The sequence below is a fragment of the Burkholderia sp. Ac-20365 genome, assembly GCF_017104715.1.
Classification (GTDB): domain Bacteria; phylum Pseudomonadota; class Gammaproteobacteria; order Burkholderiales; family Burkholderiaceae; genus Paraburkholderia.
The window spans coordinates 124,876-149,176 of sequence record NZ_JAAGPI010000023.1 but is presented as its reverse complement, the minus strand read 5'-3'; the positions used below and the strand labels follow the sequence as shown (position 1 = coordinate 149,176).

Sequence of the window (24,301 nt, the reverse complement as noted above, 5' to 3'; positions counted from 1 at the left end):
GTTCTGGTTCTCGCCTGAGGGCCCCCAACAGTTCCTCCGCTTCAAACGGCGTTCTGCCATTCAATGCCCGTTGCCAGCGCCTTTGAATCGGTGCCTCACCCGCTTCACACTCCCGCGTTACCACACGTGCCATCAGATTGCCCACGTTCTATAGCGGCAAACTGTGTGTAGGCTTTCGCGGCGTACACACATCACTCCGGACTGGAAAACACGATCGGTGTCGTAAGAGCGCTGCCGGGTGAAGCACTACGACCTACACACAGTTTGCCACCTGGGCGGCGCAAACCATTCGCTGCCGCTGGCGGTGCTATGGGTGTTTGAAGTGGGTGAGGCGTTCATTCGAAGCGCGGGCAACGGGCGGAGACTGAGAAGTTGCCGTGTGAAGTGTAAGAACCGTTGGGGGCCCTCAGGCAATAACAAGGGCTGGCGGTGTTAGCCCGCTTTCTTTGCTTACTTTCTTTGCGGCGGCAAAGAAAGTAAGTGCCGCCCCGCACAGGGGCAACGCCTGAAGCAGGCAAGACAAATCGCGGATGCCAGCGACACCAAAAGCAAACCACAAAAAAAGCACCGCAAAGCCAAATCAAACAACCTCAAGCATGCACAGTAACAGCACCAGCAAGAGAATTAATCACTGCATGCGCCAACGGCGCAACCTGTTTCCGGCGCTCGCGCGTAGGCGCGGTCCCAAACGCATCACGATAGCTCTTACTGAAATGGCAAGCAGACTGAAACCCACAAGCCATGGTGATATGCATGATCGACATATCAGTCTGAAGCAAAAGCTCGCGAGCGCGCCGAAGCCGCAAGGTCAGATAGTAATGAGTCGGCGTCATCCCAAGATGCTCCCGGAACAACCGCTGCAACTGCCGCTGAGACATATTGGCCAAACGAGCCAGCTCCTCACGAGAGAGTGGCTCCTCGATATTGTTCTCCATCAAAGCGATAACTTCGAACAATGACTTGTTAGCGGACCCAAGCCGCGCCACCAACGGCATACGCTGCTGCGCAGAATTATCCCGCACATGCTCGACAATAAACTGCTCGGCAATCTGGGTCACCCGCGGCGTCCCCACGCGCGCCGCGATCAGATTCAACATCATGTCCAGCGGCGCTACGCCGCCAGTACATGTCACGCGATCGCGGTCGATCACGAAGAGTTCTTTCAGGAAACGGGTGTCGGGAAACTCTTCCTTGAGCGCCGACATGTTCTCCCAGTGAATCGCACACGCATAGCCCGCCAGCAAGCCCGACTTTGCGAGTGCATAAGTGCCCGTGCACAGGCTGCCCAGCGCAACACCCGCACGCGCAAAGCGGCGCAATGTCGATAGATGTTCGGGTGTGGTTTCGCGCTGCACGTCGATGCCGCCGCACACGAACACGATGTCCGGCGTGCCCACGCACTCGGCCGGGCCGGTGTCGACGGACAAACCATTGCTCGCGGTGACAGAGCCGCCATCAGGGCTGATGATCGACCAGCGGTAGAGCGTCTGGCCACTCAGGTAGTTGGCCATGCGCAGCACTTCGATCGCATTCGTAAACGCGATCATCGTGAAGTTGGGCAGCGGCATGAACGCGAAGTGCGACAACGACGCGGTTCGATCGGGCGACATGGTTCGGGCGTTCCTTCAGCTCGATGTTCTGTTACGGCCGAGTGGGGAAACGGCCTTTCTTATTCTGCGAGTGAGCGCAACAAGCATGCCATACGGCTAAACCCTGGCTGGATAAGGACCATGCGGCAGTGCATTCGCGCGATCGCACCGTCGCTGTGCAAGCTCCGCACTCTCCGCGAGCCCGTTGCGCTCTGATGCGGTGCCATGCCCGCCCGCCGGGCCGTCATCGGATCGCTGCAACGCACCATGACCAGAGCACTTCAATTTCAGCAATTGAAGTCGCGATTAAGCACGACCGGTCGCTTCTTGCCAACTTGTCCAAAACGGACTTGCATGGCGGAAAAGGCAAAGAACGCGTCTGAAATCGTAAATTGACCCGGCGGGCGAAAGACAAGAATAGAGCCGTCGGTGCAAGTGGTGCAAAGCCAGTCCAGTCAAGGGATAGCGCGGAATTGGACAGTTGGCCTCGCACGCTGTTTTCGCTTTTCAGCCACCAGTGCTCAACTGAAAGTCAACTGAACGGAAGCCATGTCGAACGCCAACCCTTTCTTCTCGCAGACCCTCGCCGAGCGCGACACAGCCGTGCGCAAGTCGGTGCTCAAGGAACTCGAACGCCAGCAGTCGCAGGTCGAACTGATCGCATCGGAAAACATCGTGTCGCGCGCGGTGCTCGAAGCGCAAGGCTCGGTGCTGACGAACAAGTACGCGGAAGGTTATCCGGGCAAGCGCTACTACGGCGGCTGCGAGTTCGTCGATGAAGTGGAAGCGCTGGCCATCGAACGCATCAAGAAGCTCTTCAACGCCGGCTTCGCCAACGTGCAACCGCACTCGGGCGCACAGGCGAACGGTTCCGTGATGCTCGCGCTGGCGAAGCCGGGCGACACGATTCTCGGCATGTCGCTCGATGCAGGCGGCCACCTGACGCACGGCGCGAAGCCGGCGCTGTCCGGCAAATGGTTCAACGCGGTCCAGTACGGTGTCGACCGCGAGACGATGCGCATCGACTACGACCAGGTCGAAAAGCTTGCGCACGAACACAAGCCGTCGATGATCATCGCCGGCTTCTCCGCTTATCCGCGCCAGCTGGACTTCGCGCGCTTCCGTGCGATTGCCGATAGCGTCGGCGCGAAGCTGATGGTCGATATGGCGCACATCGCCGGCGTGATCGCCGCGGGCCGTCACGCGAATCCCGTCGAGCACGCGCACGTCGTGACGTCGACCACGCACAAGACGCTGCGCGGCCCGCGCGGCGGCTTCGTGCTGACCAATGACGAAGACATCGCTAAGAAGATCAACTCGGCCGTGTTCCCTGGTCTGCAAGGCGGCCCGCTGATGCATGTGATCGCGGGCAAGGCGGTTGCATTCGGTGAAGCACTCGAAGACAGCTTCAAAACTTATATCGACAACGTGCTGGCCAACGCACAGGCGCTCGGTGAAGTACTGAAAGAAGGCGGCGTCGATCTCGTCACGGGCGGCACCGACAACCATCTGCTGCTCGTCGATCTGCGCCCGAAGGGTCTGAAGGGCGCGCAGGTCGAGCAGGCGCTCGAACGCGCGGGCATCACCTGCAACAAGAACGGCATTCCGTTCGACACGGAAAAGCCGACGGTCACTTCAGGGATTCGCCTCGGTACGCCGGCAGGCACGACGCGCGGCTTCGGCGTCGCGGAGTTCCGCGACATCGGCCGCCTGATTCTGGAAGTGTTCGACGCACTGCGCACGCATCCCGATGGCGATGCCGCCACCGAACAGCGCGTGCGCCGTGAGATTTTCGCGCTGTGCGAACGCTTCCCGATCTACTGAGCCGCGCAATCAATACGAAAGCCCCACAGCTACGGAGTCAATCATGAGTACCCTTCACGACAGCAGCATCATCATCGACGGTCTGAACATTTCGAAGTTCGAGCGCTCGGTATTCGAGGACATGAGAAAGGGCGGCGTCACGGCCGTCAATTGCACGGTTTCCGTGTGGGAAGACTTCCAGAAGACCATCGACAACATCGCGGAAATGAAGCAGCAGATCCGCGAATACAGCGAGATTCTCACGCTGGTGCGCACGACGGACGACATCCTGCGCGCAAAGAAAGAGAATAAGACCGGCATCATTTTCGGGTTCCAGAACTCGTATGCGTTCGAGGACAACCTCGGCTATATCGAAGTGTTCAAGGAACTCGGCGTGAACGTGGTGCAGCTTTGCTACAACACGCAGAACCTCGTCGGCACCGGCTGTTATGAACCGGACGGCGGTCTTTCCGGTTATGGCCGCGAAGTGATTCAGGAAATGAATCGCGTCGGCATCATGGTCGACCTGTCGCACGTCGGCGGCAAAACGTCTTCCGATGCGATCGCCTGCTCGAAGAAACCCGTTACGTACTCGCACTGCTGCCCGTCGGGTCTGAAAGAGCATCCGCGCAACAAGAGCGACGAACAGCTGAAAGAGATCGCCGATGCAAATGGCTTTGTCGGCGTCACGATGTTCGCGCCGTTCCTCAAGCGCGGCCCGGACGCGACTGTCGAAGACTATCTGGAAGCGATCGAATACGTGATCGACGTAATTGGCGAAGACAAGGTCGGTATCGGCACCGACTTCACGCAAGGTTATTCGACTGAGTTCTTCGACTGGATCACGCACGACAAGGGCCGCTATCGCCGCCTGACGAATTTCGGCAAGGTCGTGAACCCCGAAGGCATCCGCACGATCGGCGAATTCCCGAACCTGACGGCCGCGATGGAAAAGGCTGGCTGGAGCGAATCGCGCATCAAGAAAGTCATGGGCGAGAACTGGCTGCGCGTATTCGGCGAAGTCTGGAACGGCTGATAGACACCTGAGAGAACAAAGGAACCTGCAATGCAACCGCAACTGCCCATCGACGTCGATCCGAATACGGGTGTCTGGACCACTGACGCGCTGCCGATGCTGTACGTGCCGCGCCATTTCTTCACGAACAACCACGCTGCTGTCGAAGAAGCACTCGGCGTCGAAGCGTATGCCGAGATTCTCTATAAGGCCGGCTACAAGTCCGCTTATTACTGGTGCGACAAGGAAGCGAAGCAGCACGGCATCAGCGGCATGGCCGTGTTCGAGCACTACCTGAACCGTCTGTCGCAGCGCGGCTGGGGTCTGTTCAAGATCATCGAAGCCGACCCGGCGACGGCGCACGCGAAGATCGAACTGCGCTATTCGTCGTTCGTGCTTCAGCAGCCGGAGAAGAGCGGCAAGCTTTGCTACATGTTCGCGGGCTGGTTCGCAGGCGCAATGGACTGGGTCAACGACACGACGGAAGGCGGCAAGAATGCGCCGCGCAGTCAGTCGAAAGAAGCACAGTGCGCGGGCGAACATCACAACCATCAGCACGATCACTGTGTATTCGAAGTATCTCCGCTTGCTGCATGAAAGAAGTACAGACACGCGGCGGTGCGCTGAAAAACAGCGCCGGCTGCGTGACTGAAACAACAGACTGAATCGAACCCGCCCGAGGTCGCCCGCAATGCGTTACCCCAATCTGTTCAAGCCTTTGACGCTCAATCAGTTGACGCTGCGCAACCGCATCGTCAGCACGGCACATGCCGAGGTATATGCCGAACCGGGTGGCTTGCCCGGCGACCGCTATATCCGCTACTACGAGGAAAAGGCCAAGGGCGGTGTGGGCCTCGCCGTATGCGGCGGCTCGAGCCCGGTGTCGATCGATAGTCCTCAGGGCTGGTGGAAGTCCGTCAACCTGTCGACGGACAAGATCATCGATCCGCTGTCGCGTCTTGCCGAAGCGATGCATCGGCATGGCGCGAAGATCATGATTCAGGCAACGCACATGGGCCGCCGCTCGGCGTTTCATGGCGAGCACTGGCCGCATCTGATGACGCCTTCCGGCGTGCGCGAACCGGTGCATCGCGGTAACGCAAAGATCATCGAAATCGAAGAAATCCGCCGCATCATCAGCGACTTTGCAGCAGCTGCGAAGCGCGTGAAAGACGCGGGCATGGACGGCATCGAAATTTCGGCTGCGCACCAGCATCTGATCGATCAGTTCTGGAGCCCGCGCACGAATTTCCGTAACGACGAATGGGGCGGCTCGCTCGAAAACCGTCTGCGTTTCGGCGTCGAAGTGTTGACGGCCGTGCGTGAAGCTGTGGGCAAGGACTTTTGCGTCGGCCTGCGCATGTGCGGCGATGAGTTTCATGAAGACGGGCTCAATCACGAGCAACTGAAGGAAATCGCGCAGGCGATGTCGGAATCCGGTTTGATCGATTACATCGGCGTGATTGGTTCGGGTGCAGATACGCACAACACGCTCGCCAACTGCATGCCGCCGATGGCGCTGCCGCCCGAGCCGTTCGTGCACCTCGCGGCAGGCATCAAGTCGGTCGTAAAGCTGCCCGTGATGCACGCGCAAAGCATTCGCGATGCAGGGCAGGCCGAACGTCTGCTCGCCAGCGGCATGGTCGATCTCGTCGGCATGACGCGCGCGCAGATCGCCGATCCGCATATGGTCATCAAGATCCGCGATGGCCGCGAAGACGAAATCAAGCAGTGCGTTGGCGCGAACTACTGTATCGACCGCCAGTACAACGGTCTCGATGTGCTGTGCGTGCAGAACGCAGCGACTTCTCGCGAAGCGACGATGCCGCATGTGATCGAGAAAACGCGTGGGCCGCGCCGCAAGGTGGTCGTGGTCGGCGCGGGTCCGGCGGGACTGGAAGCAGCGCGTGTCGCGCGCTCACGCGGTCACGATGTCGTGCTGTTCGAGAAGAGCGACGCCGTTGGCGGTCAGATCATGCTGGCCGCGAAGGCGCCGCAACGTGAGCAGATGGCGGGCATCGTGCGCTGGTTCGATATGGAAACGAAGCGTCTTGGCGTCGACCGGCGTCTGGGCGTCGAAGCCGACGAGAAGATGATTCTCGCCGAGAAGCCGGACATCATCGTGCTTGCCACGGGTGGTACGAGCTTCACGCATCAGGTGCCGGCATGGGGCGTCGACGAAGGCCTCGCCGTGAGTTCCTGGGACATCCTGTCGGGCAAGGTCGAGCCGAAACAGAACGTGCTCGTGTATGACGGCGTGAGCACGCATGCTGGCGCGGGCGTGGCCGACTTTATCGCGAGCCGCGGCTCGAAGGTCGAGATCGTGACGCCCGACGTGAAAGTGGCCGACGACGTTGGCGGCACCACGTTCCCGATTTTCTATCGACGTCTCTATGCGCAAGGCGTGATCCACACGCCGAACTACTGGCTCGACCGTGTGTACGAGGAAGACGGCAAGAAGATCGCCGTGATCCGCAACGAGTACACGGAAGAACAGGAAGAGCGCGCGGTCGATCAGGTCATCATCGAAAACGGCAGCACGCCGAATGACGCGCTGTACTGGAAGCTCAAGCCGGAATCGGTGAATCGCGGTCAGGTCGATGTGCACAAGCTGTTTGCTTCCGAGCCGCAGCCGTCGCTCTCCGAAGAACTCGGCAATGGACGCTTCCTGCTGTTCCGTGTCGGCGACTGCATTTCGATGCACAACATTCACGGCGCGATCTATGACGCGCTGCGTCTCTGCAAGGACTTCTGACGATGAGCCCGGCGTTTCTCATCACCGCGTTGTTGTGGATATCGGTCGCCGGCCTTGCGTTCGCGGTCGCAAAACGGGCGGCTTACTGGCGTCTCGGACGGGCAACGGCGGCCGGCGCATTCGGCTGGACCAATCTGCTGACCATCCCGAAGCGCTATTTCGTCGATCTGCACCATGTCGTGGCGCGCGATCCGTACATCGCGAAGACGCACGTCGCGACGGCGGGCGGTGCCATTGCAGCGTTCGCGCTGGTGTTCATCAACTACGGTCTCGCGATTTACTCGCCGTGGCTCGACCGGCTGATTTTCCTGGCCGCGTTGATCATGCTGGTGGGCGCCGTGTTCGTATGGCGTCGCCGCGCAGCGAAGGATGTGCCTGCGCGTCTGTCGCGCGGTCCGTGGAATACGCTGCCCTGGTTGCTTGGTTCGTTCGCGCTTGGATTGCTGCTGTACACGCTGTTGCCGGCTTCGGCGATGTCGGCGGGTCTGGCTGTCATTTTCGCGCTGCTGATCGCAACGGGCGCCTTCGCGATGACGTTTGGCGCGGCGCGTGGCGGCCCGATGAAGCATGCGCTGGCAGGTCTGCTGCATCTCGCATTCCATCCGCGTCAGGAGCGTTTTGCGGCGGAAGGCGATGTGCGTCGCGAGGCGGCCGTTCCGCCGACGGCACTGAAAGCGCCCGTGCTCGAACAGAACGAATACGGCGTCGGCAAGCCTGTCGAATTCCGCTGGAACCAGTTGCTGAGCTTCGATGCGTGCGTGCAGTGCGGCAAGTGCGAAGCGGCCTGTCCCGCGTTTGCTGCTGGTCAACCGCTGAATCCGAAGAAGCTGATTCAGGATCTTGTGACGGGCATGGTGGGTGGCACGGATGCCGCGTATGCGGGCAGCCCGACGCCTGGCATCAAGGTCGGCCAGCATGGCGGCGAGCCGCAGCGTCCGATTATCTCGAGCCTGATCGAAGCCGATACGGTGTGGTCATGCACGACCTGCCGCGCCTGTGTGCACGAATGCCCGATGCTGATCGAGCACGTGGATGCAATTGTCGACATGCGCCGCAACCAGACGCTCGTGCACGGCACGGTGCCGGGCAAAGGCCCCGAAGTGCTCGCGAATCTGCGCGAAACGGGCACCATGGGCGGCTATGACAAGGCAGCGCGTTACGACTGGTCGGTCGATCTGAGCTCGCCTGTCGCGCAACCCGGCCAGCCTGTCGATGTACTGCTGGTCGCCGGCGAAGGCGCATTCGACATGCGCTATCAGCGCACGTTGCGCTCGCTCGTCAAGGTGTTGAACAAGGCTGGCGTGAAGTACGCGGTGCTCGGCTCGCAAGAGACGGATACCGGCGACGTCGCGCGCCGTCTCGGCGATGAAGCCACGTTCCAGCGCATGGCAAAGCAGATGATGGGCACGCTGTCGACGCTGAATTTCAAGCGCATCGTCACCGCCGATCCGCACGTGATGCACAGCCTGCGCAACGAATACCGCGCGCTTGGCGGCCGTTACGAAGTGCTGCATCACACGACGTTCCTCGCGGAACTCGTCGCGAGCGGCAAGCTGTCGCCGAAAGCCGTCGCGGCATTCAACGACAAGACGATCACGTATCACGATCCCTGCTATCTGGGGCGCTATAACGGTGAAACGGAAGCGCCGCGCCAGTTGCTGAAGACGATCGGTATCAAGGTCGTCGAGATGGAGCGTCATGGCAAGCGTGGCCGTTGCTGCGGCGGTGGCGGCGGTGCGCCGCTGACGGATATTCCCGGCAAGCAGCGCATTCCCGATATCCGCATCAACGATGCGCGCGCGATCAACGCCGATGTCGTGGCCGTGGGTTGCCCGAACTGCACGGCGATGCTCGAGGGTGTGGTGGGTCCGCGTCCCGAGGTGCTCGATGTGGCTGAACTCGTTGCCGCTGCGCTGGAGTGAACGATGAATACGAACATCAAACGTATCGATCCGCGCCGGCCGTTCGTCATCACGGCAGCAGGGCTGAAGCGCATCACGCTCGGTGCGGAGCATGTCGAGGGCGCATCGAATGATCACGCGCTGCATGCTGGCGCGCACGGCCATGCCGCAGCCAAAACGCTGCGCACGACACAGACGCCGCAACGCACCTTGCTCGTGGTTGCGCACAGCGACCGAGGCGGTCTCGACGATCATGCACGTCAGGCGCTCGCTGCTGCCGCGCTGATCGCGGATGCAGGCACGCAAGTCGCGCTGCTCGTGCTCGGCGAACTGAAGGACGACGCCGCTGCGCTCGGCGCGGACAAGGTGATCGAACTGCCGTCGTTCGACCGCCGCACGTTCGCGCCAGAACGCGAGGTGCAGGCCGTCGCTGCGTGTGTTGCGCAGCTTGCGCCTGCGCATATCTTCATGCCCGATAACGCAACGGGCGATGGCGATCTCGGTCGTCGCTATGCGGCGCTGGCAGGTGCGAGCATCGCGACACATGTCGTGCAGATCGACGCTCATAACGTGTCGACTTACGCACAGGCGAAGAAGGCTTACGCAACGCGTGCGCTGCCTGATGTCGTTCTGCTCGCTGCAGGCGCAGTCGACACGCGCCTGCCGTTCGTCGGCGCGGGCGAGCATGTCGAACTCACTGCATTCGCGCAAACGAACGAGACGCCGAATAGCGTCTACCGCGATCTCGGCATCGAGGAAATCGACGCCGCACAAGTCGCACTGGAAGAAGCGGACTTCATCGTGTCGGCGGGTAATGGTGTGACGGACGTGGCGACCTTCGAAAAGCTCGCCAGCACCTTTGGCGCGGCGATCGGCGCAAGTCGCGTCGCCGTCGACAACGGCATGTTCACCCGCGACAAGCAGATCGGCGCGACGGGCAAGACCGTCGAGGCGAGCGTCTATATCGCGTTCGGTATTTCGGGCGCCGTGCAGCACTTGCAGGGCATCAAGGATTGCCGCCACGTGATCGCCGTGAACCTGGACGGCAGCGCGCCCATCGTCAAGCGCGCGAATCTGACGATCATCGGCGATACGCAGGCGACCATCGCGTCGCTGATCGACGAAATCAATCGCGCGCGTTCCGGTCGTCCGGCTGCGGCTGCGCCTGTCGTGAACCAGTTCGTCGAAGGAGTCGCGGCATGAACGGCAAGCTTGAAAAAATCGCGGTACTGGTGTCGGTCGGCAAGCATCCGGTCAGCGGTGTCGCACGCTATAGCCGCAACGATGCCGCTGCGCTCGAAATCGGCCGCCAGCTGTCGAGCCAGAACGCGGCGCGGCTCGACGTGCTGCATGCGGGCGATCCGGGTAATCCCGCACTCGAAGAGTACCTGGCGCTTGGCGCAGAACGCGTCGAAGTGCTGACGTGCAGCGAAAACGGCGATGCCGTCGGTCTGCTTGCAGGCCGTCTGAAAGGTTATGACCTCGTGCTGACGGGCACGTGCGCGGAAGGCGCGTTCGACAGCGGCATGCTGCCGTACCGTCTCGCGGACGCGCTGCGCGTGCCGCTCGTCGGCACGGCGGTCGACGTCACGGTAGCGGGCGGCCGCGCAACGGTGCGGCAATTCCTGCCGAAAGGCGTGCGCCGCCGCGTGGAAGTGGCGCTGCCCGCAGTCGTCGCCGTGCATCCGCTCGCGACCGTCACGCCGCGCTACGCTTACGCGCGCCTGCGCGCAGGTTCCGTCCAGCCGCAGCGCGTGGAGGTAGCCGCCGATGCCGAAGCCGCGCAATGGACGCTCGCGCCCGTCACGCGCAAGCCGGTGCGCCTTGCCGCCGCCGAGAAGCGCTCGGGGCATGCCCGCATGCTGTCCGCGACGACCACGGAAAGCCGCGGCGGCAGCGTCGTAATTGAAGGGACTTCGGTCGAAAAAGCACAAGTGATACTCGGCTATTTGCGCGAGCATCAACTCATCGATTACTGATATTGCGCCGCACCCACACGGCCTCGGAATCCGGAGCACACATGAAAGTATCGGCAGACATTCGCGCGCTGGTCGATCGGCGCAAGAAGGGTTACAGCCTCGAAGCACCGTTTTACGTGAGCGAAGACATTTTCGCGCTCGATATGGACGCAATTTTCCGCCAGCACTGGATTCAGGTCGCCGTCGAGCCGGATGTTCCGGAACCGGGAGATTACGTCACCATCGAACTGGGCCACGATTCGATCCTGATCGTGCGCGACGACGACATGCAGGTGCGCGCATTCCACAACGTCTGCCGCCATCGCGGCGCGCGCCTGTGCAACGAGGACAAGGGTTCTGTCGGTAACATCGTTTGCCCGTATCACAGCTGGACCTACAACCTGTCGGGCGACCTGATGTTCGCCGAGCACATGGGCGACGAGTTCGACCGTTGCAAGCATAGCCTGAAGAGCGTGCATGTCGAGAACCTCGCGGGTCTGATTTTCGTTTGCCTCGCGGAACAGCCGCCTGTCGATTTCGCTGTGATGCGTGCCGCGATGGAGCCGTATCTGCTGCCGCATGATCTGCCGAACTGCAAGATCGCCGCACAGATCGACATCATCGAAAAGGGCAACTGGAAGCTCACGATGGAGAACAACCGCGAGTGCTACCACTGCGTCGCGAACCATCCCGAGCTGACCATTTCGCTCTATGAATACGGCTTCGGCTATCAGCGTTCACCGGCGAATGCCGATGACATGGACGCATTCGAGCGCACCTGCATCGAGCGCGCGAAGCAATGGGAAGAGATGGATCTGCCGTCGGTTGAAATCGACCGGTTGTCGGATGTGACGGGTTTCCGCACGCAGCGTTTGCCGCTCGATCGCAGCGGCGAATCGCAGACGCTCGATGCGAAGGTTGCGTCGAAGAAACTGCTGGGCGAATTCGAACGCGCGGATCTGGGCGGCCTGTCGTTCTGGACGCAGCCGAATTCGTGGCATCACTTCATGAGCGATCACATCGTGACGTTCTCGGTGATTCCGCTTTCCGCGGGCGAAACGCTGGTGCGCACGAAATGGCTCGTGCACAAGGACGCGGTGGAAGGCGTCGATTACGACGTGGCCAATCTGACGGCCGTGTGGAATGCGACCAACGATCAGGACCGTGCGCTTGTCGAGTACTCGCAGCGTGGTGCGACGAGCAGCGCATACGAGCCCGGTCCGTACTCGCCGTTCACGGAAGGGCTGGTCGAGAAGTTCAGCGACTGGTATGCGCGACGCGTTGCTGCGCATATCGACAGCACGGCGACGGAGCCGCGCACGATCAACATCAAGGCCGTGTAAAGAAGGCTGCAGGGAAAACCAACGGATGCCTGGCGGCAAGTGGAGCAAGCAATGATGCGTGATGCAGCAACCTTCGAACCCGTCGAAAGCCGCGTGACGAAGCCTGAATTCTGGAGTGCGTTGCCGGCGCGCTGGACGAGCGACGTCGAGGAAACGCTGGAGTGCTGCCAGGTTCGACAGGAAACGCACGACGTGAAGAGCTTTTTCTTCCGGTCGCCGGAAGGCCGTGCGTTTGTCTTCGAGCCGGGCCAGTTCATCACGCTCGAGCTGGATATCGAAGGCGAGACGATCAACCGTTGCTACACGATTTCTTCGTCGCCGACGCGGCCGCACACGATTTCGATCACGGTGAAGCGAGTGCCGGGCGGCAAGGTATCGAACTGGCTGCACGAGAACCTGCAGGCGGGCGCGCGAGTGCGCGTGCTTGGCCCGGCGGGCGAGTTTACGTGCGCGCGGCATCCGGCGCGGAAGTATCTGTTTTTGTCGGCGGGATCTGGCATTACGCCGTTGATGTCGATGAGCCGCGCGCATCATGAACTGAGCGAAGATCGCGATATTGTTTTTGTGCACAGCGCGCGTACGCCGGACGACATTATTTTCTCGCGTGAGCTTGATCTGATTGCTTCCAATCAGGTGAATTTCCGCACTTCATTTGTTTGTGAGCGGGTGGGTGGCCGGACCAACTGGCCGGGTGTGACTGGCTTTTTGACCTTGCCGCTGCTGAAGCTGATTGCGCCTGATTTTATGGAGCGGGAGATTTTTACCTGCGGTCCAGCGCCTTATATGCAGGCAGTGCGTGATCTTCTTGATGAGGCCGGGTTTGATCGCAAGCAGTATCACGAAGAGAGTTTCTCATTCGAGACCTTGATTGCGACTGAGCCTGAGGTTGCGGCGGAAGTGCTCGAGGCCGAAGAGAAGGCCAATGGTGCGCAGACTTTTGCTGTGAGCTTCGCTCGGAGTAACCGGTCGATTGAATGCGGTTCTACGCAACATGTGCTGGATGCGGCCCGTCAGGCCGGGGTTCGGTTGCCGGCTTCCTGCACTCAGGGTATGTGCGGGACCTGCAAGGTGAAGCTCGTTTCCGGGCAGGTGGAGATGAAGCATAACGGTGGGATCAGGCAGCGGGAGATTGATCAGGGGATGGTGTTGTTGTGTTGCAGTAAGCCTCTTAGTGATCTTGTAGTGGATAAGTGATTTTTTTGTCTGCGACGCTTTCTTTAGTGGTCTGCTTGTGGTTTCGCTGGCATCCGCGATTTGCTTCTGGTTTGCTAGCGTTGCCCCTGTGCGGGGCGGCACCTACTTTTCTTTGCCGCGGCAAAGAAAAGTAGGCAAAAGAAAGCCGCTAACACCGCCAGCCCTTGTGTTTGCCTGAGGGCCCCCAACGGGTCTTATGCTTCACGCGACAACGCCCTTGTTGATGCTCGTTACTAGCGCTTTGAATGAATGCCTCACCCACCCCAAAAACCCGTAGTGCAGCAAATAGCAGCGAATGGTTAATGCCGCCCAGGTGGCAAACTGTGTGTAGGTTGTAGTGCTCCACACGTCGTCGATCCTACGACGCCGATCTGCTTTTCACTTCGAAGTGGAGCGCATAAGCCGCGAAAGCCTACACACAGTTTGCCGCTATAGAACTTGGGCAAATTGATCGCGCGTGCGGTGACGCGGGAGCATGAAGTGGGTGAGGCGCCTGGTCAGAGCGCTGGCAACGGGCAGCGAACAGGAGGTTGTCGATTGAAGCGGAAGAACTGTTGGGGGCCCTCAGGCGGTGGTCAAGAATTAGCGGTGTTAGGCCGCTTTCTTTGCTTACTTTCTTTGCGGCGGCAAAGAAAGTAAGTGCTGCCCCGCACAGGGGCAACGCATGCGCCGCGTAGGCGCTAACGCGGATGCCAGCGAAAGCAAAAGCAAACCCAGCGTCGCAGACACCAAAAACGCCAAGTCGCATACAGACAAGTAAACGTCGCAAACCCGACCACCTCATGCATTCTGGTTAGCGATTCTAAAGTCACACCGCGCCACGCGGCCACAAGGAGATCGACCATGAAGCACCTTAAAAAACTGATGTTATGCGGGGCGCTGCTCGCAGCGATGAGCGCAGTGGGAATGGGCACCGCGGCAGCGGACACCAAACCGACCATCAAGATCGGCTACGTCGAAGGCTGGGATGACAGCGTCGCTACCTCTAACGTCGCCGCCCAGATCATCGAAAAGCGTCTCGGCTATCCGGTTCAACTCGTGCCCGTCGCGGCAGGCATCATGTGGCAAGGCGTTGCACGCGGCGACCTCGACGCGACCCTTTCCGCATGGCTGCCCGTCACGCACGGCGCGTACTGGGATCAGTTCAAAGGCAAGGTGCAGGACCTGGGAGCCAACTATAACGACGCAAAGATCGGCCTGATTGTCCCCGCCGACGTGCCGGAAAAAACCATCTCCGATCTCCAGGCACATAAGGCCGACTTCGGTGGACGTATCGTCGGCATCGACGCCGGCGCAGGCGTGATGAAGAAAACCTCGGACGCAATCAAGGCCTATAACCTCGACTATCAATTGATGCCGAGCTCGGGCAGTGCAATGACTGCGGAACTTGCGCGCTCGATGAATGCCAATAAACCTGTGATCGTCACAGGATGGATACCGCATTGGATGTTCGCCAAATGGAAGCTGAAGTTCCTGGAAGACCCGAAGAAGGTGTTCGGTGAATCCGAGCATGTGGATAGCGTCGTCAATCCGGGCCTGGATACAAAGGCACCTCAAGTCGTCGCGTTTCTGAAGAAGTTCCAATGGAAGCCGGGCGAAATCGACAGCGTCATGCTGGCGACAGAGAACGGCGCCAAGCCTGCCGACGCAGCCGGATCGTGGATCGCCGCACACGGCGACCGCGTGAACAGCTGGGTAGGCGGAGCACAATAACCGTCCTTCTTTAACGCGTTCTGACGAGCGTTGTTGTGGTGATGCGGATGCGCTGCGCGCGTGTCCGTATCGTCGATGTATCTGGTTATTTGTGTTCCAGCCAGCGCGCAGGCTCTTTCTAATAGACGGAGACTCTGGATGGATCAGGCAAGACTGCGTTCACGCAGTAGCGAAAGTACTACCGACGGCGCCGCACATGAAGGCCATTCGCTGCAACGCGGCCTCACATGGAAGGATGCATTCTGGGTGACGAGCGGCGTGCCAGGCGGCGTGCTGTTTACGATCGGCGGCGTGTCCGCAACGATCGGTCAACCCGCATGGGCCATATGGGTCGCTGCGATCCTGATGGGCCTGATTCAAAGCGCCACGTACGCTGAAATTTCCGGGCTTTTCCCGCACAAGTCGGGCGGTGCGTCCGTGTATGGCGCGATGGCCTGGGTGCGCTATAGCAAGACCATTGCGCCCGTTTCCGTGTGGTGCAACTGGCTCGCCTGGTCACCGATGCTCGCATTGGGTACGGGTCTCGCCGCCAATTACGCGCTCTCCAGTCTCTATGCGCCCGATGCCGCCATCAATACATGGCGTCTGACGCTGCTCGATCTCAGCTTCATCAAGCAAGGGCTTTCGCTGCGCATCAACGCGACGTTCATCATCGCGGCGATCTTTCTTCTCATCACGTTCAAGTTGCAGCATAGCGGTGCGTCGAAAGCGGCGAAGACGCAGCGCATTCTCGGCATCGCATCGCTGGCGCCGCTTTTGATCGTGGGTATCGTGCCGTTCGTGACGGGCGATGTGCCCGCCGCGCATCTGTGGCCGCTGCTGCCGCTCGGGCACGACGCGCAAGGCAATGTGACGGCGTCGACGTTCGGCTCATGGAATGGCGCGGGCATCACGATGGCGTTCGGTGCGATGTTCATGGCGGGCTGGGCCGCGTACGGCTTCGAAACGGCCGTCTGCTATACGCGTGAGTTCCGCAATCCACGCACCGATACCGTCAAGGCCATTTTCTGGTCTGGTATGGCGTGCCTCGTCGTCATGACGCTGGTGCCGCTCGCGTTTCAGGGCGTGCTGGGCACCAAAGGCATGCTCGATCCGAAGATCGCCGACGGCACGGGTGTCGCGGCTGCGATGGCGCATATGGTGGGCGGCGGCGCGATCGTGTTCGATGTGGTGGTCATCATGCTGATGCTGACCATCCTGCTGATCGTGATGACGTCGATGATGGGTTCGTCGCGCACGTTGTATCAGGCATCTGTCGATGGCTGGCTGCCGAAGTACCTGTCGCACGTCAACGAGCACGGGTCGCCCACGCGCGCGATGTGGACCGACCTCGGCTTTAATCTGATCCTGCTGCTGATGTCGGACTACATGACGGTGCTGTCGATCTCGAACGTCTGCTACATGATCTTCGTGTTCCTCAATCTGCAATCAGGCTGGATTCACAGGCTCGATCGCGCGGATGCGGACCGTCCGTTCCGCTGCCCGACGTGGCTGCTCGCAGCGGGCGCGCTATGCGGCTATCTGGATCTCGCGTTCATCGGCGCGGGTGCGGATATGCAGGGCATGGGCACGATGCGCAACGGACTGATCGCGATGCTGCTGATCGTGCCTGTGTTCATGTTCCGCCATTACGTGCAGGATCGCGGCCGTTTCCCTGCGCGCATGCAGCAGGATATGGAATGGCAGGGCGGCTTGCGTCCCGCCGGACTGCGCGGATTGCTGCCGTACGCGGCGTTGCTGCTAGCCGTGTTCGTTGTGTGGTTCTCGCACTATCTGGCGAAGCCGTTCGTTTGATCGTTTGAGCATGACGAAAGCCGCCGCGTCTGCAATGCAACGCGGCGGTTTTTGCTTTCAGCGCATTTAGAGCACGACAGTCCGATCGCCGTTGATGAACACGCGCCGCTCGACGAACGCCTTCACTGCGCGCGCGAGCGTAATGCACTCGACGTCGCGGCCCACGGCCAGCATGCGTTCCGGTCCGTACGAATGATCGACGCGCTGCACTTCCTGCTCGATGATCGGGCCTTCGTCGAGATCGTCGGTGACGAAGTGTGCTGTGGCGCCGATCAGCTTGACGCCGCGTGCGTGTGCCTGATGATACGGTCGTGCGCCCTTGAAGCCGGGCAGGAAGGAGTGGTGGATATTGATCGCGCGACCCGAAATTTTGCGGCTCGTTTCATCGGAGAGAATCTGCATGTAGCGCGCGAGAATCATGAGCTCAGCGCCACTCGATTCGAACAGCTCGAGAATCTGCGCTTCCTGTTGATGCTTCGATTCAGCCGTAATCGGAAAGTGATGGAAAGGCAGTCCGTGTTGCTCGGCGAGCGGCGCAAAGTCGGGATGATTCGATGCAATGCCGACGATGTCCATTTTCAGTTCGCCCATGCGCCAGCGGAACAGCAGGTCGGCCAGGCAGTGCTCGAGCTTCGACACCATGATCAATACCTTGGGCCGCGTATCGAGGTCGTGCATCGCCCAGTTCATGTCGAAATCGGCGGCGATGGGGCGGAATTCGCGGCGCAAGGAATCGATCTGCAATGCCGCATCGGGCGCGTTTGCGACGCCGTGGAATACGCAGCGTACGAAGAACCGCGTGCTGATGTCGTCGTCGAATACCGTCAATTCGTCGATATAGCAATGATGCCGATCGAGAAAGCCGACGACGGCGGCAACCTGGCCGGCGGCGCTCGGGCAGGAAAGAGTCAGCGCGAACTGCTGGGGACGATCGGTGGCGGGCATGCGAATCCTCTGTCTTCGATATGGGATTCCCGCATGGCCGTGCCAGTCGTCATGCGGCGCAGCGCGGCGCGGCAAGCGGGATGATCAAGTAAATCAGCCCAATTTGCGCGCGCATAGAACCGATGCGCCGTGCTCGTGGTATCGGAACGTCAGGCGTGCGCGTGCTCGCCGAGGTCGATCAGTTCGTTGAACAGCCAGCGCCGGAACAGCGGCACGGCGGCCGGCGCGGGGCGCGCGGGCGGGCAGACGAGGTAGTAGCCGCGTTCCGTCGTGACAGGCGTCTCCAGCAGGCGCACGAGCTGGCCGGCGGCGATCAGCTCGTCGGTGAGCGGCGTCCAGCCGAGCGCGACGCCCTGGCCCATCAGCGCGGCCTGCACGACGAGCGAGTAACTGTTGAACATCATCCCCTGGCTGTCTTCGGGCGCGCTCAGCCCGTTCGCGGCGAACCATGTGTTCCAGGCGAGCCAGCGTTCGGGCTCGGTGGGCTGTACGTGCAGCAATGGCAGGGCGGTGAGGTTGGCGGCGACGCTTGTTGCCGGATGCTGCTGACGAAACGCGGGCGAGCAGACTGGCGTGACGGATTCGGCAAACAGGCGCGTTGACGTGCACGGCGGCCAATGCCCGTCGCCGAATGCAATGGCAAGGTCGGCGTGGTCGCGGTGGGGATCGTAGCCAAGCTGCGACGTGACGATCTTCACGTTGACGCCCGGCATCGATGCCTTCAGGCGCGCCAGACGCGGCATCAGCCAGTAGCTGGCGAAGCCGGCGTCGGTGAGGATGGTCAAGGCGCCGGTGGCGCGGCGCGCGCGGATGTCGGAGGTCGCCTCGCGGATCGTGTCGAGGCCGCTGCGCACGGCTTCGTAGAGCAGGACGCCTTCGGGTGTGAGCGTCACGCCGCGATGGCCGCGCTCGAACAGCGGCGCGCCGAGGTCTTCTTCGAGCTGCACGATGCGCTGGCTTACGGCGGGCTGCGTCGAGCCGAGTTCGCGCGCAGCGGCCGTGAAGCTCGCGAGGCGCGCGGCCGATTCAAAGGCCGATAAAGTCTGCATCGGCGGAAGACGGTCTGGTCCCGGCATAACATCCCCTTATGGGCCGATAAGCGCACGCCACCTTCACAACGGTTTAATGAGCGGCAATAGTGAAGTACGGCGACGCATTGCTGCAATGCGAACGTTGCACGCCGAAGCGCAATCTCACGATTCTAATCCGCCCCGCCCATGAGCCTTAATACAAAGCAGAATATCGTTATCTTGATGGCCGACCAGATGACGCCGTTCGCGTTGCGCGCGTATGGCAATCAGGTCTCGCTGACGCCGCGCATCGACGCGCTCGCCAAAGGAGGCGTCGTGTTCGATTCCGCGTACTGCGCGAGCCCGCTTTGCGCGCCTTCGCGCTTCTCGATGATGGCCGGCAAATTGCCCGCGGCCATCGGTGCTTACGATAACGCCGCCGAATTGCCCGCGCAAACGCTGACCTTCGCACATTATCTGCGTGCGGCGGGTTACCGGACGATCCTGTCGGGCAAGATGCATTTCTGCGGGCCCGATCAGTTGCACGGTTTCGAGGAACGCCTGACGACCGACATCTATCCCGCCGACTTCGGCTGGGTTCCCGACTGGGACCGCCCGGACGTACGCCCTAGCTGGTATCACAACATGAGTTCGGTGCTCGACGCAGGCCCGTGCGTGCGCACCAACCAGCTCGATTTCGACGACGAAGTCACGTACACGTCGCGCCAGAAGCTCTACGACATCGTGCGCGAACGCGCAGCGGGCGGCGACGCACGGCCGTTCTGCCTCGTCGCGTCACTGACGCATCCGCACGACCCATACGCGATTCCGCAGCCATATTGGGATCTGTATCGTGATGAAGAGATCGACATGCCGCGTGTGACGTTGACGCGGGAACAGAGCGATCCGCATTCGAAGCGCCTGCGCGACGTGTATGAAGCCGACCTCACACCGCCGACGGAGCAGCAGATCCGCGACGCGCGGCATGCGTATTACGGCGCGCTCTCCTATGTCGATGCGCAGTTCGGCGCCATTCTCGACACACTCAAGGCTACAGGCCTTGCCGACGATACGATTGTCATCGTCACGTCCGATCACGGCGAAATGCTCGGTGAACGCGGGCTCTGGTACAAGATGACGTGTTTCGAAGGCGGCGTGCGTGTGCCGCTGATCGTGCATGCACCGAAGCAGTATCGCGCGCATCGCGTGGGGGCGTCCGTCTCGCATGTCGACCTCCTGCCGACGCTCGTCGAAATGGCGACGGGCACGCGGCGCACGGAATGGCCCGATTCTGTCGACGGGCAAAGCCTGGTCCCGCATCTGCAGAACGATGGCGGCCACGACGAAGCGATTGTCGAGTACTTTGCGGAAGGCGCAATTGCGCCGATGCTGATGATCCGACGCGGCAAGTACAAGTTCATTCATACGCCAGTCGACCCGGACCAGCTTTACGATCTGGCGAGTGATCCTCAGGAACGCGTGAACCTTGCGGAGGATTCGAATGCTGCGTCACTCGTGGACGCTTTTCGCAAGGAAATCGCGGAGCGCTGGGATATACCTGCACTGCATCAAACGGTACTTGCGAGCCAGCGGCGCCGGCGCTTTCATTTCGAAGCGACGACACGAGGCACGATCCGTTCGTGGGACTGGCAGCCGTTCAACGATGCAAGCCAGCGCTACATGCGCAATCACATCGAGCTGGACACGCTGGAAGCGATGGCGCGTTATCCGCGCGTCGTTACTGGCTAACGGACAGGCAAAAGTGAGAAAACTTCAATACGGGAGTACCACGATGACAATACGCTGGAGAAAGTCGTTTGCGAAAACCGCTTTAGTGGTTGCGGCATGCGGCATGGCATTGATCGGCGCGTCGCAGGCGGCAGAGCCGCAAAGCTGTACACAGGTCCGCATGGCCGATCCGGGCTGGACGGATATCGATGCGACCAATGCGGTGGCGGGTGTGCTATTGAAGGCGCTTGGTTATCAGCAGAACGTGTCGAATCTGTCGGTGCCGATCACATATCAGGGCCTGAAAAAAGGGCAGATCGACGTGTTTCTGGGCAACTGGATGCCGGCACAAGGGCCGCTCGTCAAACCGTTTGTCGATGAACATTCAATCGACGTGGTGCACGCCAATCTGACCAACGCGAAGTTCACGCTAGCCGTGCCGGATTACGTTGCCGCTGCGGGCGTGCATTCATTCGCCGATCTCGTCAAACATGCCGACCAGTTCAATGGAAAGATCTACGGCATCGAGCCGGGCGCGCCTGCCAATCAGAACATCAAGAAGATGATCGGCGACAAGGCATTCGGACTCGGCGAGTGGAAGATCGTCGAATCCAGCGAAACCGGCATGCTGACGCAAGTCGAGCGGGCGGTGCGCGACAAGCAATGGATCGTGTTTCTCGCCTGGGAACCGCATTTGATGAACACGAAATTCCATTTGACGTATCTGTCTGGCGGCGATGCGTATTTCGGTCCGAACTATGGCGGCGCAACCGTGAATACCGTGACGCGTCCGGGCTTTACGGGGCAATGCACCAATCTCGCCAGGCTCTTCCAGCAGTTGACGTTCAATGTCGATCTGGAAAACCAGATCATCACGAATGTGCTGCAAAACAAAGTGGATCTCAACACGGCGGCATTGAATGCGCTGAAGAGCAATCCGGCATTGTTAAATACATGGCTCAACGGCGTGACGACCACGAGCGGCGCAGATGGACTGCAGGCGGTACAGGCGCAACTCGGTATTCACTGAATCGGCATCGCTGGCATTGTCAGATAGCGCGCAGTTCCGCAAGGGACTGCGCGCTTTTCTTATGCGGAACATGCGCTTTTTTTGCGGCATGTCCGAAATCGCCGCGAGCGCGTCGCTAACAGACCAAAGTTCGTCGTGTTTGGTCGAGTTGCCTGAAAAATGGATTTGTACTGTGCATTTATCGTCGTGCGGAGTGCACACGCTGCGGAGTTTTCTTCGCATCCATTTCCCCTAAAAGCCAGGCAAGAGAGAACGATACAATGAAAAAGCTGAATGCCGCAGCACTGACAGGCGTCGCGCTCGCGCTCGCCGGAGTTTCGAATGCGAGTCATGCGCAAAGCAGTGTCACGTTGTATGGCGTCATCGACGCGGGCATTACCTGGGTCAACAATACAGGCGGCTCGCATGTCGTGAAATTCGACGACGGCATTTCGTACGGCAACCGCTTTGGCCTGAAGGGCACGGAAGATCTCGGCGGCGGCTTGCAGGCGGTATTCGCACTCGAAAGCGGCTTTCATCTCGGCAATGGGCAACTGGGCTTCGGCAGTGCGCTGTTCGGACGTCAGGCGTATGTGGGGTTGAAGAACCAGTGGGGTACGCTCTCGTTCGGTAATCAACTGGATATGACGGAAGAGATGGTGTACCTGTACAACGTCTCGGCGTGGGGTAGCGGCTATGCGATTCACCAGGGCGACTTCGACCGTTTCAATGGCGACCGGCTGCCTAATTCGGTGAAGTTCCTGTCGAATGAATTTGCGGGTTTCATGTTCGGCGGCATGTACTCATTCGGCAATGTTGCAGGCGATTTCCATCAGGACAGCGCATGGAGCGTCGGCGCACACTATGCGAACGGTCCGTTCACAATGGGCGCGGCTTATACGCAACTGAACAATCCGCACGGCATCTACGCATTCGATCCGTACGCGATGCTCGGCGTGCATACCTTCCTCGGCCAGCAGACCGTCACCGTTGATCCCGCGACGGGCGCAAGAACCGATCTCTTTTCGACTAATCCGTTTCCCGTCGACAAACAGGGCACCTTTGGCGTCGGTTCGAGCTATGCGATCGGCGACGTGACGTTGATGGGCAACTTCACCTATACGACGATCAAGGGCCTGGGTGTCACGTCGCACATGAAGGTGGGTGAAGGCGGCGCAAGCTGGCAGGTGACGCCCGCATTCAGCGTGATCGGTGGCTACCAGTACACGAACTTCGAAGGGCACCACTGGAATCAGGGCTCGCTCGGCGCGCATTATCTGCTTTCCAAGCGTACGGACGTCTATATTTCGGGCGACTATCTGAAGGCGTCCAGCGGTGTGGATGCGGTGATCGGCTATAGCTTCACGCCGTCCACGACGTCGACGCAAGCCGACGTTCGCATCGGCATGCGCCATTCGTTCTGATCTTCTGGAGTACTTTTTCCGATCGATCTGCTTTGTCCGCAATGGGCAAAGCAGATCGCTTCAAGGCACGGCGGCTTCGCGTGTCGGCGTGGTGCTGCCGCTGGCGCTGTGTCGGAGCGGACTACGGTCACTACGCGGATTCGTACCGAAACGCGCGCGATACGTCCGCGAGAAATGCGAAGGCGACTCGAATCCGCACGCCACGCAGATTGCCGTAATCGACATATCGGTCTGCCGTAAAAGCTCTCGCGCGCGATCAAGCCGCAATTGCAGATAGAAATGCGTTGGCGTGTCCTTTAGCGAGGAACAGAAGAGCCGCTCCAGCTGCCTGCGTGTGACGCCGATTTCCTGTGCGAGATCGGCGGGCGCAAGCGGCTCTTCCATGTTCTGTTCCATCACGCCGATCACCTGAATCAGCTTGCGATTGTGCACGCCGTAACGCGCGGCGATTTCCATACGCTGATGATCCGAGCGCTGCCTTATACGGCTCACTACAAACTGTTCGGAAATCGACGAAGCGAGCGCCGCGCCGTGACTGCGCGAGATCAGGTCGAGCATCATATCGATCGACGCAGTGCCGCCCGCGCACGTAATGCGCCGCGCGCCGATTTCGAATAGCTCTTCGCTGGCCTGCACCGATGGGTAACGTTCGCGGAATGCGGAGAGCGCTTCCCAATGCAACGTCGCGCTGTCGGTTGCACGCAGCAGCCCCGCTTCCGCGAGGATGAATGCGCCCGTGTCGATGCCGCCGAGGGTGGCGTGCGTGCGGTCGAGCCGTTTGAGCCAGTCGCCGAGCGCGCGGCTGTAGTGCGCAAGAGGTTCGAAACCCGCAACGATAAACACCGTTCGCGCGTCTTCTACGTCGCCGAACGCCGCTTCGGCATTCATCGAAATGCCGTTGCTGGCGGCAACAGGCGCGCCGTCCACGCTCAGGATATGCCAGCGATACAGGTTCTCGCGAAAGCGGTTTGCTACGCGCAAAGGCTCGATAGCCGACATGAAGCCAATGGCAGAGAAGCCCGGCAGCAGCAGGAACGAAATGTCTTCGGGCATCGCTCGATCTTCTGGATATCAAGGGGACCGGATTCGTCGAATCCGGCGAGCGTAGCAAGTGCCATGC

At 60.5% G+C, this 24,301-nt stretch carries 18 protein-coding genes; 14 read left to right on the top strand and 4 right to left on the bottom strand.

Annotation, left to right across the window (positions count from 1 at the left end):
- Positions 1-590: 590 nt before the first annotated feature.
- A complete protein-coding gene (locus tag G3O01_RS29990) occupies positions 591-1,610 on the bottom strand; it encodes a GlxA family transcriptional regulator (protein ID WP_205810217.1) in 1,020 nt (339 codons plus the stop codon).
- A gap of 528 nt (positions 1,611-2,138) precedes the next feature.
- Between G3O01_RS29990 and G3O01_RS29985 the strand changes: the two genes are divergently transcribed.
- The 11 genes from G3O01_RS29985 (at position 2,139) to G3O01_RS29935 (ending at position 17,065) form a co-directional block, all read left to right on the top strand.
- On the top strand, positions 2,139-3,413 hold the full coding sequence (locus tag G3O01_RS29985) for a serine hydroxymethyltransferase (RefSeq protein WP_205810216.1): 1,275 nt from the start codon (positions 2,139-2,141) through the stop codon (positions 3,411-3,413).
- Positions 3,414-3,456: 43 nt separating this feature from the next.
- Positions 3,457-4,428 carry a dipeptidase gene (locus tag G3O01_RS29980; protein ID WP_205810215.1) on the top strand — a complete coding sequence of 324 codons (972 nt, stop codon included), beginning with the start codon at positions 3,457-3,459 and terminating at the stop codon, positions 4,426-4,428.
- A gap of 30 nt (positions 4,429-4,458) precedes the next feature.
- Positions 4,459-5,004 (top strand): DUF5943 domain-containing protein, encoded by a 546-nt coding sequence (locus tag G3O01_RS29975; protein ID WP_205810214.1) that lies wholly within the window; start codon positions 4,459-4,461, stop codon positions 5,002-5,004.
- Between the two features lie 94 nt (positions 5,005-5,098).
- Positions 5,099-7,162, top strand: coding sequence for an NADH:flavin oxidoreductase (locus G3O01_RS29970; RefSeq protein ID WP_205810213.1), 2,064 nt, complete (start codon positions 5,099-5,101; stop codon positions 7,160-7,162).
- 2 nt (positions 7,163-7,164) lie between these two features.
- Entirely contained in the window at positions 7,165-9,084 is a 1,920-nt protein-coding gene (locus G3O01_RS29965) for a (Fe-S)-binding protein (RefSeq protein WP_205810212.1), read from the top strand.
- Positions 9,085-9,087: 3 nt separating this feature from the next.
- A complete protein-coding gene (locus G3O01_RS29960; RefSeq protein WP_205810211.1) occupies positions 9,088-10,266 on the top strand; it encodes an electron transfer flavoprotein subunit alpha/FixB family protein in 1,179 nt (392 codons plus the stop codon).
- On the top strand, positions 10,263-11,042 hold the full coding sequence (locus G3O01_RS29955) for an electron transfer flavoprotein subunit beta/FixA family protein (protein ID WP_205810210.1): 780 nt from the start codon (positions 10,263-10,265) through the stop codon (positions 11,040-11,042). The genes G3O01_RS29960 and G3O01_RS29955 overlap by 4 nt, the downstream gene beginning before the upstream one ends.
- Before the next feature lie 41 nt (positions 11,043-11,083).
- On the top strand, positions 11,084-12,364 hold the full coding sequence (locus tag G3O01_RS29950; protein ID WP_205810209.1) for an aromatic ring-hydroxylating dioxygenase subunit alpha: 1,281 nt from the start codon (positions 11,084-11,086) through the stop codon (positions 12,362-12,364).
- 51 nt (positions 12,365-12,415) lie between these two features.
- Positions 12,416-13,558, top strand: coding sequence for a hybrid-cluster NAD(P)-dependent oxidoreductase (locus tag G3O01_RS29945; RefSeq protein WP_205810208.1), 1,143 nt, complete (start codon positions 12,416-12,418; stop codon positions 13,556-13,558).
- Between the two features lie 843 nt (positions 13,559-14,401).
- On the top strand, positions 14,402-15,271 hold the full coding sequence (locus tag G3O01_RS29940) for a glycine betaine ABC transporter substrate-binding protein (protein WP_205810207.1): 870 nt from the start codon (positions 14,402-14,404) through the stop codon (positions 15,269-15,271).
- 138 nt (positions 15,272-15,409) lie between these two features.
- On the top strand, positions 15,410-17,065 hold the full coding sequence (locus G3O01_RS29935; RefSeq protein WP_205810206.1) for an APC family permease: 1,656 nt from the start codon (positions 15,410-15,412) through the stop codon (positions 17,063-17,065).
- A 66-nt stretch (positions 17,066-17,131) separates the two neighbouring features.
- On the opposite strand, the gene purU is transcribed toward G3O01_RS29935, so the two are convergent.
- Both purU and G3O01_RS29925 read right to left on the bottom strand, forming a co-directional pair.
- Positions 17,132-18,010, bottom strand: coding sequence for a formyltetrahydrofolate deformylase (gene purU / locus G3O01_RS29930; RefSeq protein ID WP_205810205.1), 879 nt, complete (start codon positions 18,008-18,010; stop codon positions 17,132-17,134).
- Positions 18,011-18,159: 149 nt separating this feature from the next.
- Positions 18,160-19,086, bottom strand: coding sequence for a LysR family transcriptional regulator (locus G3O01_RS29925; protein ID WP_205810204.1), 927 nt, complete (start codon positions 19,084-19,086; stop codon positions 18,160-18,162).
- A 141-nt stretch (positions 19,087-19,227) separates the two neighbouring features.
- Between G3O01_RS29925 and betC the strand changes: the two genes are divergently transcribed.
- The 3 genes from betC (at position 19,228) to G3O01_RS29910 (ending at position 23,181) form a co-directional block, all read left to right on the top strand.
- On the top strand, positions 19,228-20,769 hold the full coding sequence (betC, locus tag G3O01_RS29920; protein ID WP_205810203.1) for a choline-sulfatase: 1,542 nt from the start codon (positions 19,228-19,230) through the stop codon (positions 20,767-20,769).
- A 103-nt stretch (positions 20,770-20,872) separates the two neighbouring features.
- Positions 20,873-21,778 (top strand): choline ABC transporter substrate-binding protein, encoded by a 906-nt coding sequence (locus tag G3O01_RS29915; protein ID WP_241024368.1) that lies wholly within the window; start codon positions 20,873-20,875, stop codon positions 21,776-21,778.
- A 260-nt stretch (positions 21,779-22,038) separates the two neighbouring features.
- The gene (locus G3O01_RS29910) at positions 22,039-23,181 is read left to right on the top strand and encodes a porin (RefSeq protein WP_205810201.1); all 1,143 of its coding nucleotides are present in this window, start codon (positions 22,039-22,041) and stop codon (positions 23,179-23,181) included.
- A 60-nt stretch (positions 23,182-23,241) separates the two neighbouring features.
- On the opposite strand, the gene G3O01_RS29905 is transcribed toward G3O01_RS29910, so the two are convergent.
- On the bottom strand, positions 23,242-24,234 hold the full coding sequence (locus G3O01_RS29905) for a GlxA family transcriptional regulator (protein WP_205810200.1): 993 nt from the start codon (positions 24,232-24,234) through the stop codon (positions 23,242-23,244).
- Positions 24,235-24,301: the final 67 nt, after the last annotated feature.

Coding starts and splice junctions, on each gene's coding strand:
- purU (WP_205810205.1), bottom strand. CDS start 18,010: ATGCCCGCCACCGATCGTCCCCAGCAGTTCGCGCTGACTCTTTCCTGC.
- G3O01_RS29980 (WP_205810215.1), top strand. CDS start 3,457: ATGAGTACCCTTCACGACAGCAGCATCATCATCGACGGTCTGAACATT.
- G3O01_RS29905 (WP_205810200.1), bottom strand. CDS start 24,234: ATGCCCGAAGACATTTCGTTCCTGCTGCTGCCGGGCTTCTCTGCCATT.
- G3O01_RS29910 (WP_205810201.1), top strand. CDS start 22,039: ATGAAAAAGCTGAATGCCGCAGCACTGACAGGCGTCGCGCTCGCGCTC.
- G3O01_RS29985 (WP_205810216.1), top strand. CDS start 2,139: ATGTCGAACGCCAACCCTTTCTTCTCGCAGACCCTCGCCGAGCGCGAC.
- G3O01_RS29975 (WP_205810214.1), top strand. CDS start 4,459: ATGCAACCGCAACTGCCCATCGACGTCGATCCGAATACGGGTGTCTGG.
- G3O01_RS29960 (WP_205810211.1), top strand. CDS start 9,088: ATGAATACGAACATCAAACGTATCGATCCGCGCCGGCCGTTCGTCATC.
- G3O01_RS29940 (WP_205810207.1), top strand. CDS start 14,402: ATGAAGCACCTTAAAAAACTGATGTTATGCGGGGCGCTGCTCGCAGCG.
- G3O01_RS29935 (WP_205810206.1), top strand. CDS start 15,410: ATGGATCAGGCAAGACTGCGTTCACGCAGTAGCGAAAGTACTACCGAC.
- G3O01_RS29965 (WP_205810212.1), top strand. CDS start 7,165: ATGAGCCCGGCGTTTCTCATCACCGCGTTGTTGTGGATATCGGTCGCC.
- G3O01_RS29970 (WP_205810213.1), top strand. CDS start 5,099: ATGCGTTACCCCAATCTGTTCAAGCCTTTGACGCTCAATCAGTTGACG.
- G3O01_RS29945 (WP_205810208.1), top strand. CDS start 12,416: ATGATGCGTGATGCAGCAACCTTCGAACCCGTCGAAAGCCGCGTGACG.
- G3O01_RS29955 (WP_205810210.1), top strand. CDS start 10,263: ATGAACGGCAAGCTTGAAAAAATCGCGGTACTGGTGTCGGTCGGCAAG.
- G3O01_RS29990 (WP_205810217.1), bottom strand. CDS start 1,610: ATGTCGCCCGATCGAACCGCGTCGTTGTCGCACTTCGCGTTCATGCCG.
- G3O01_RS29950 (WP_205810209.1), top strand. CDS start 11,084: ATGAAAGTATCGGCAGACATTCGCGCGCTGGTCGATCGGCGCAAGAAG.
- G3O01_RS29925 (WP_205810204.1), bottom strand. CDS start 19,086: ATGCCGGGACCAGACCGTCTTCCGCCGATGCAGACTTTATCGGCCTTT.
- G3O01_RS29915 (WP_241024368.1), top strand. CDS start 20,873: ATGGCATTGATCGGCGCGTCGCAGGCGGCAGAGCCGCAAAGCTGTACA.
- betC (WP_205810203.1), top strand. CDS start 19,228: ATGAGCCTTAATACAAAGCAGAATATCGTTATCTTGATGGCCGACCAG.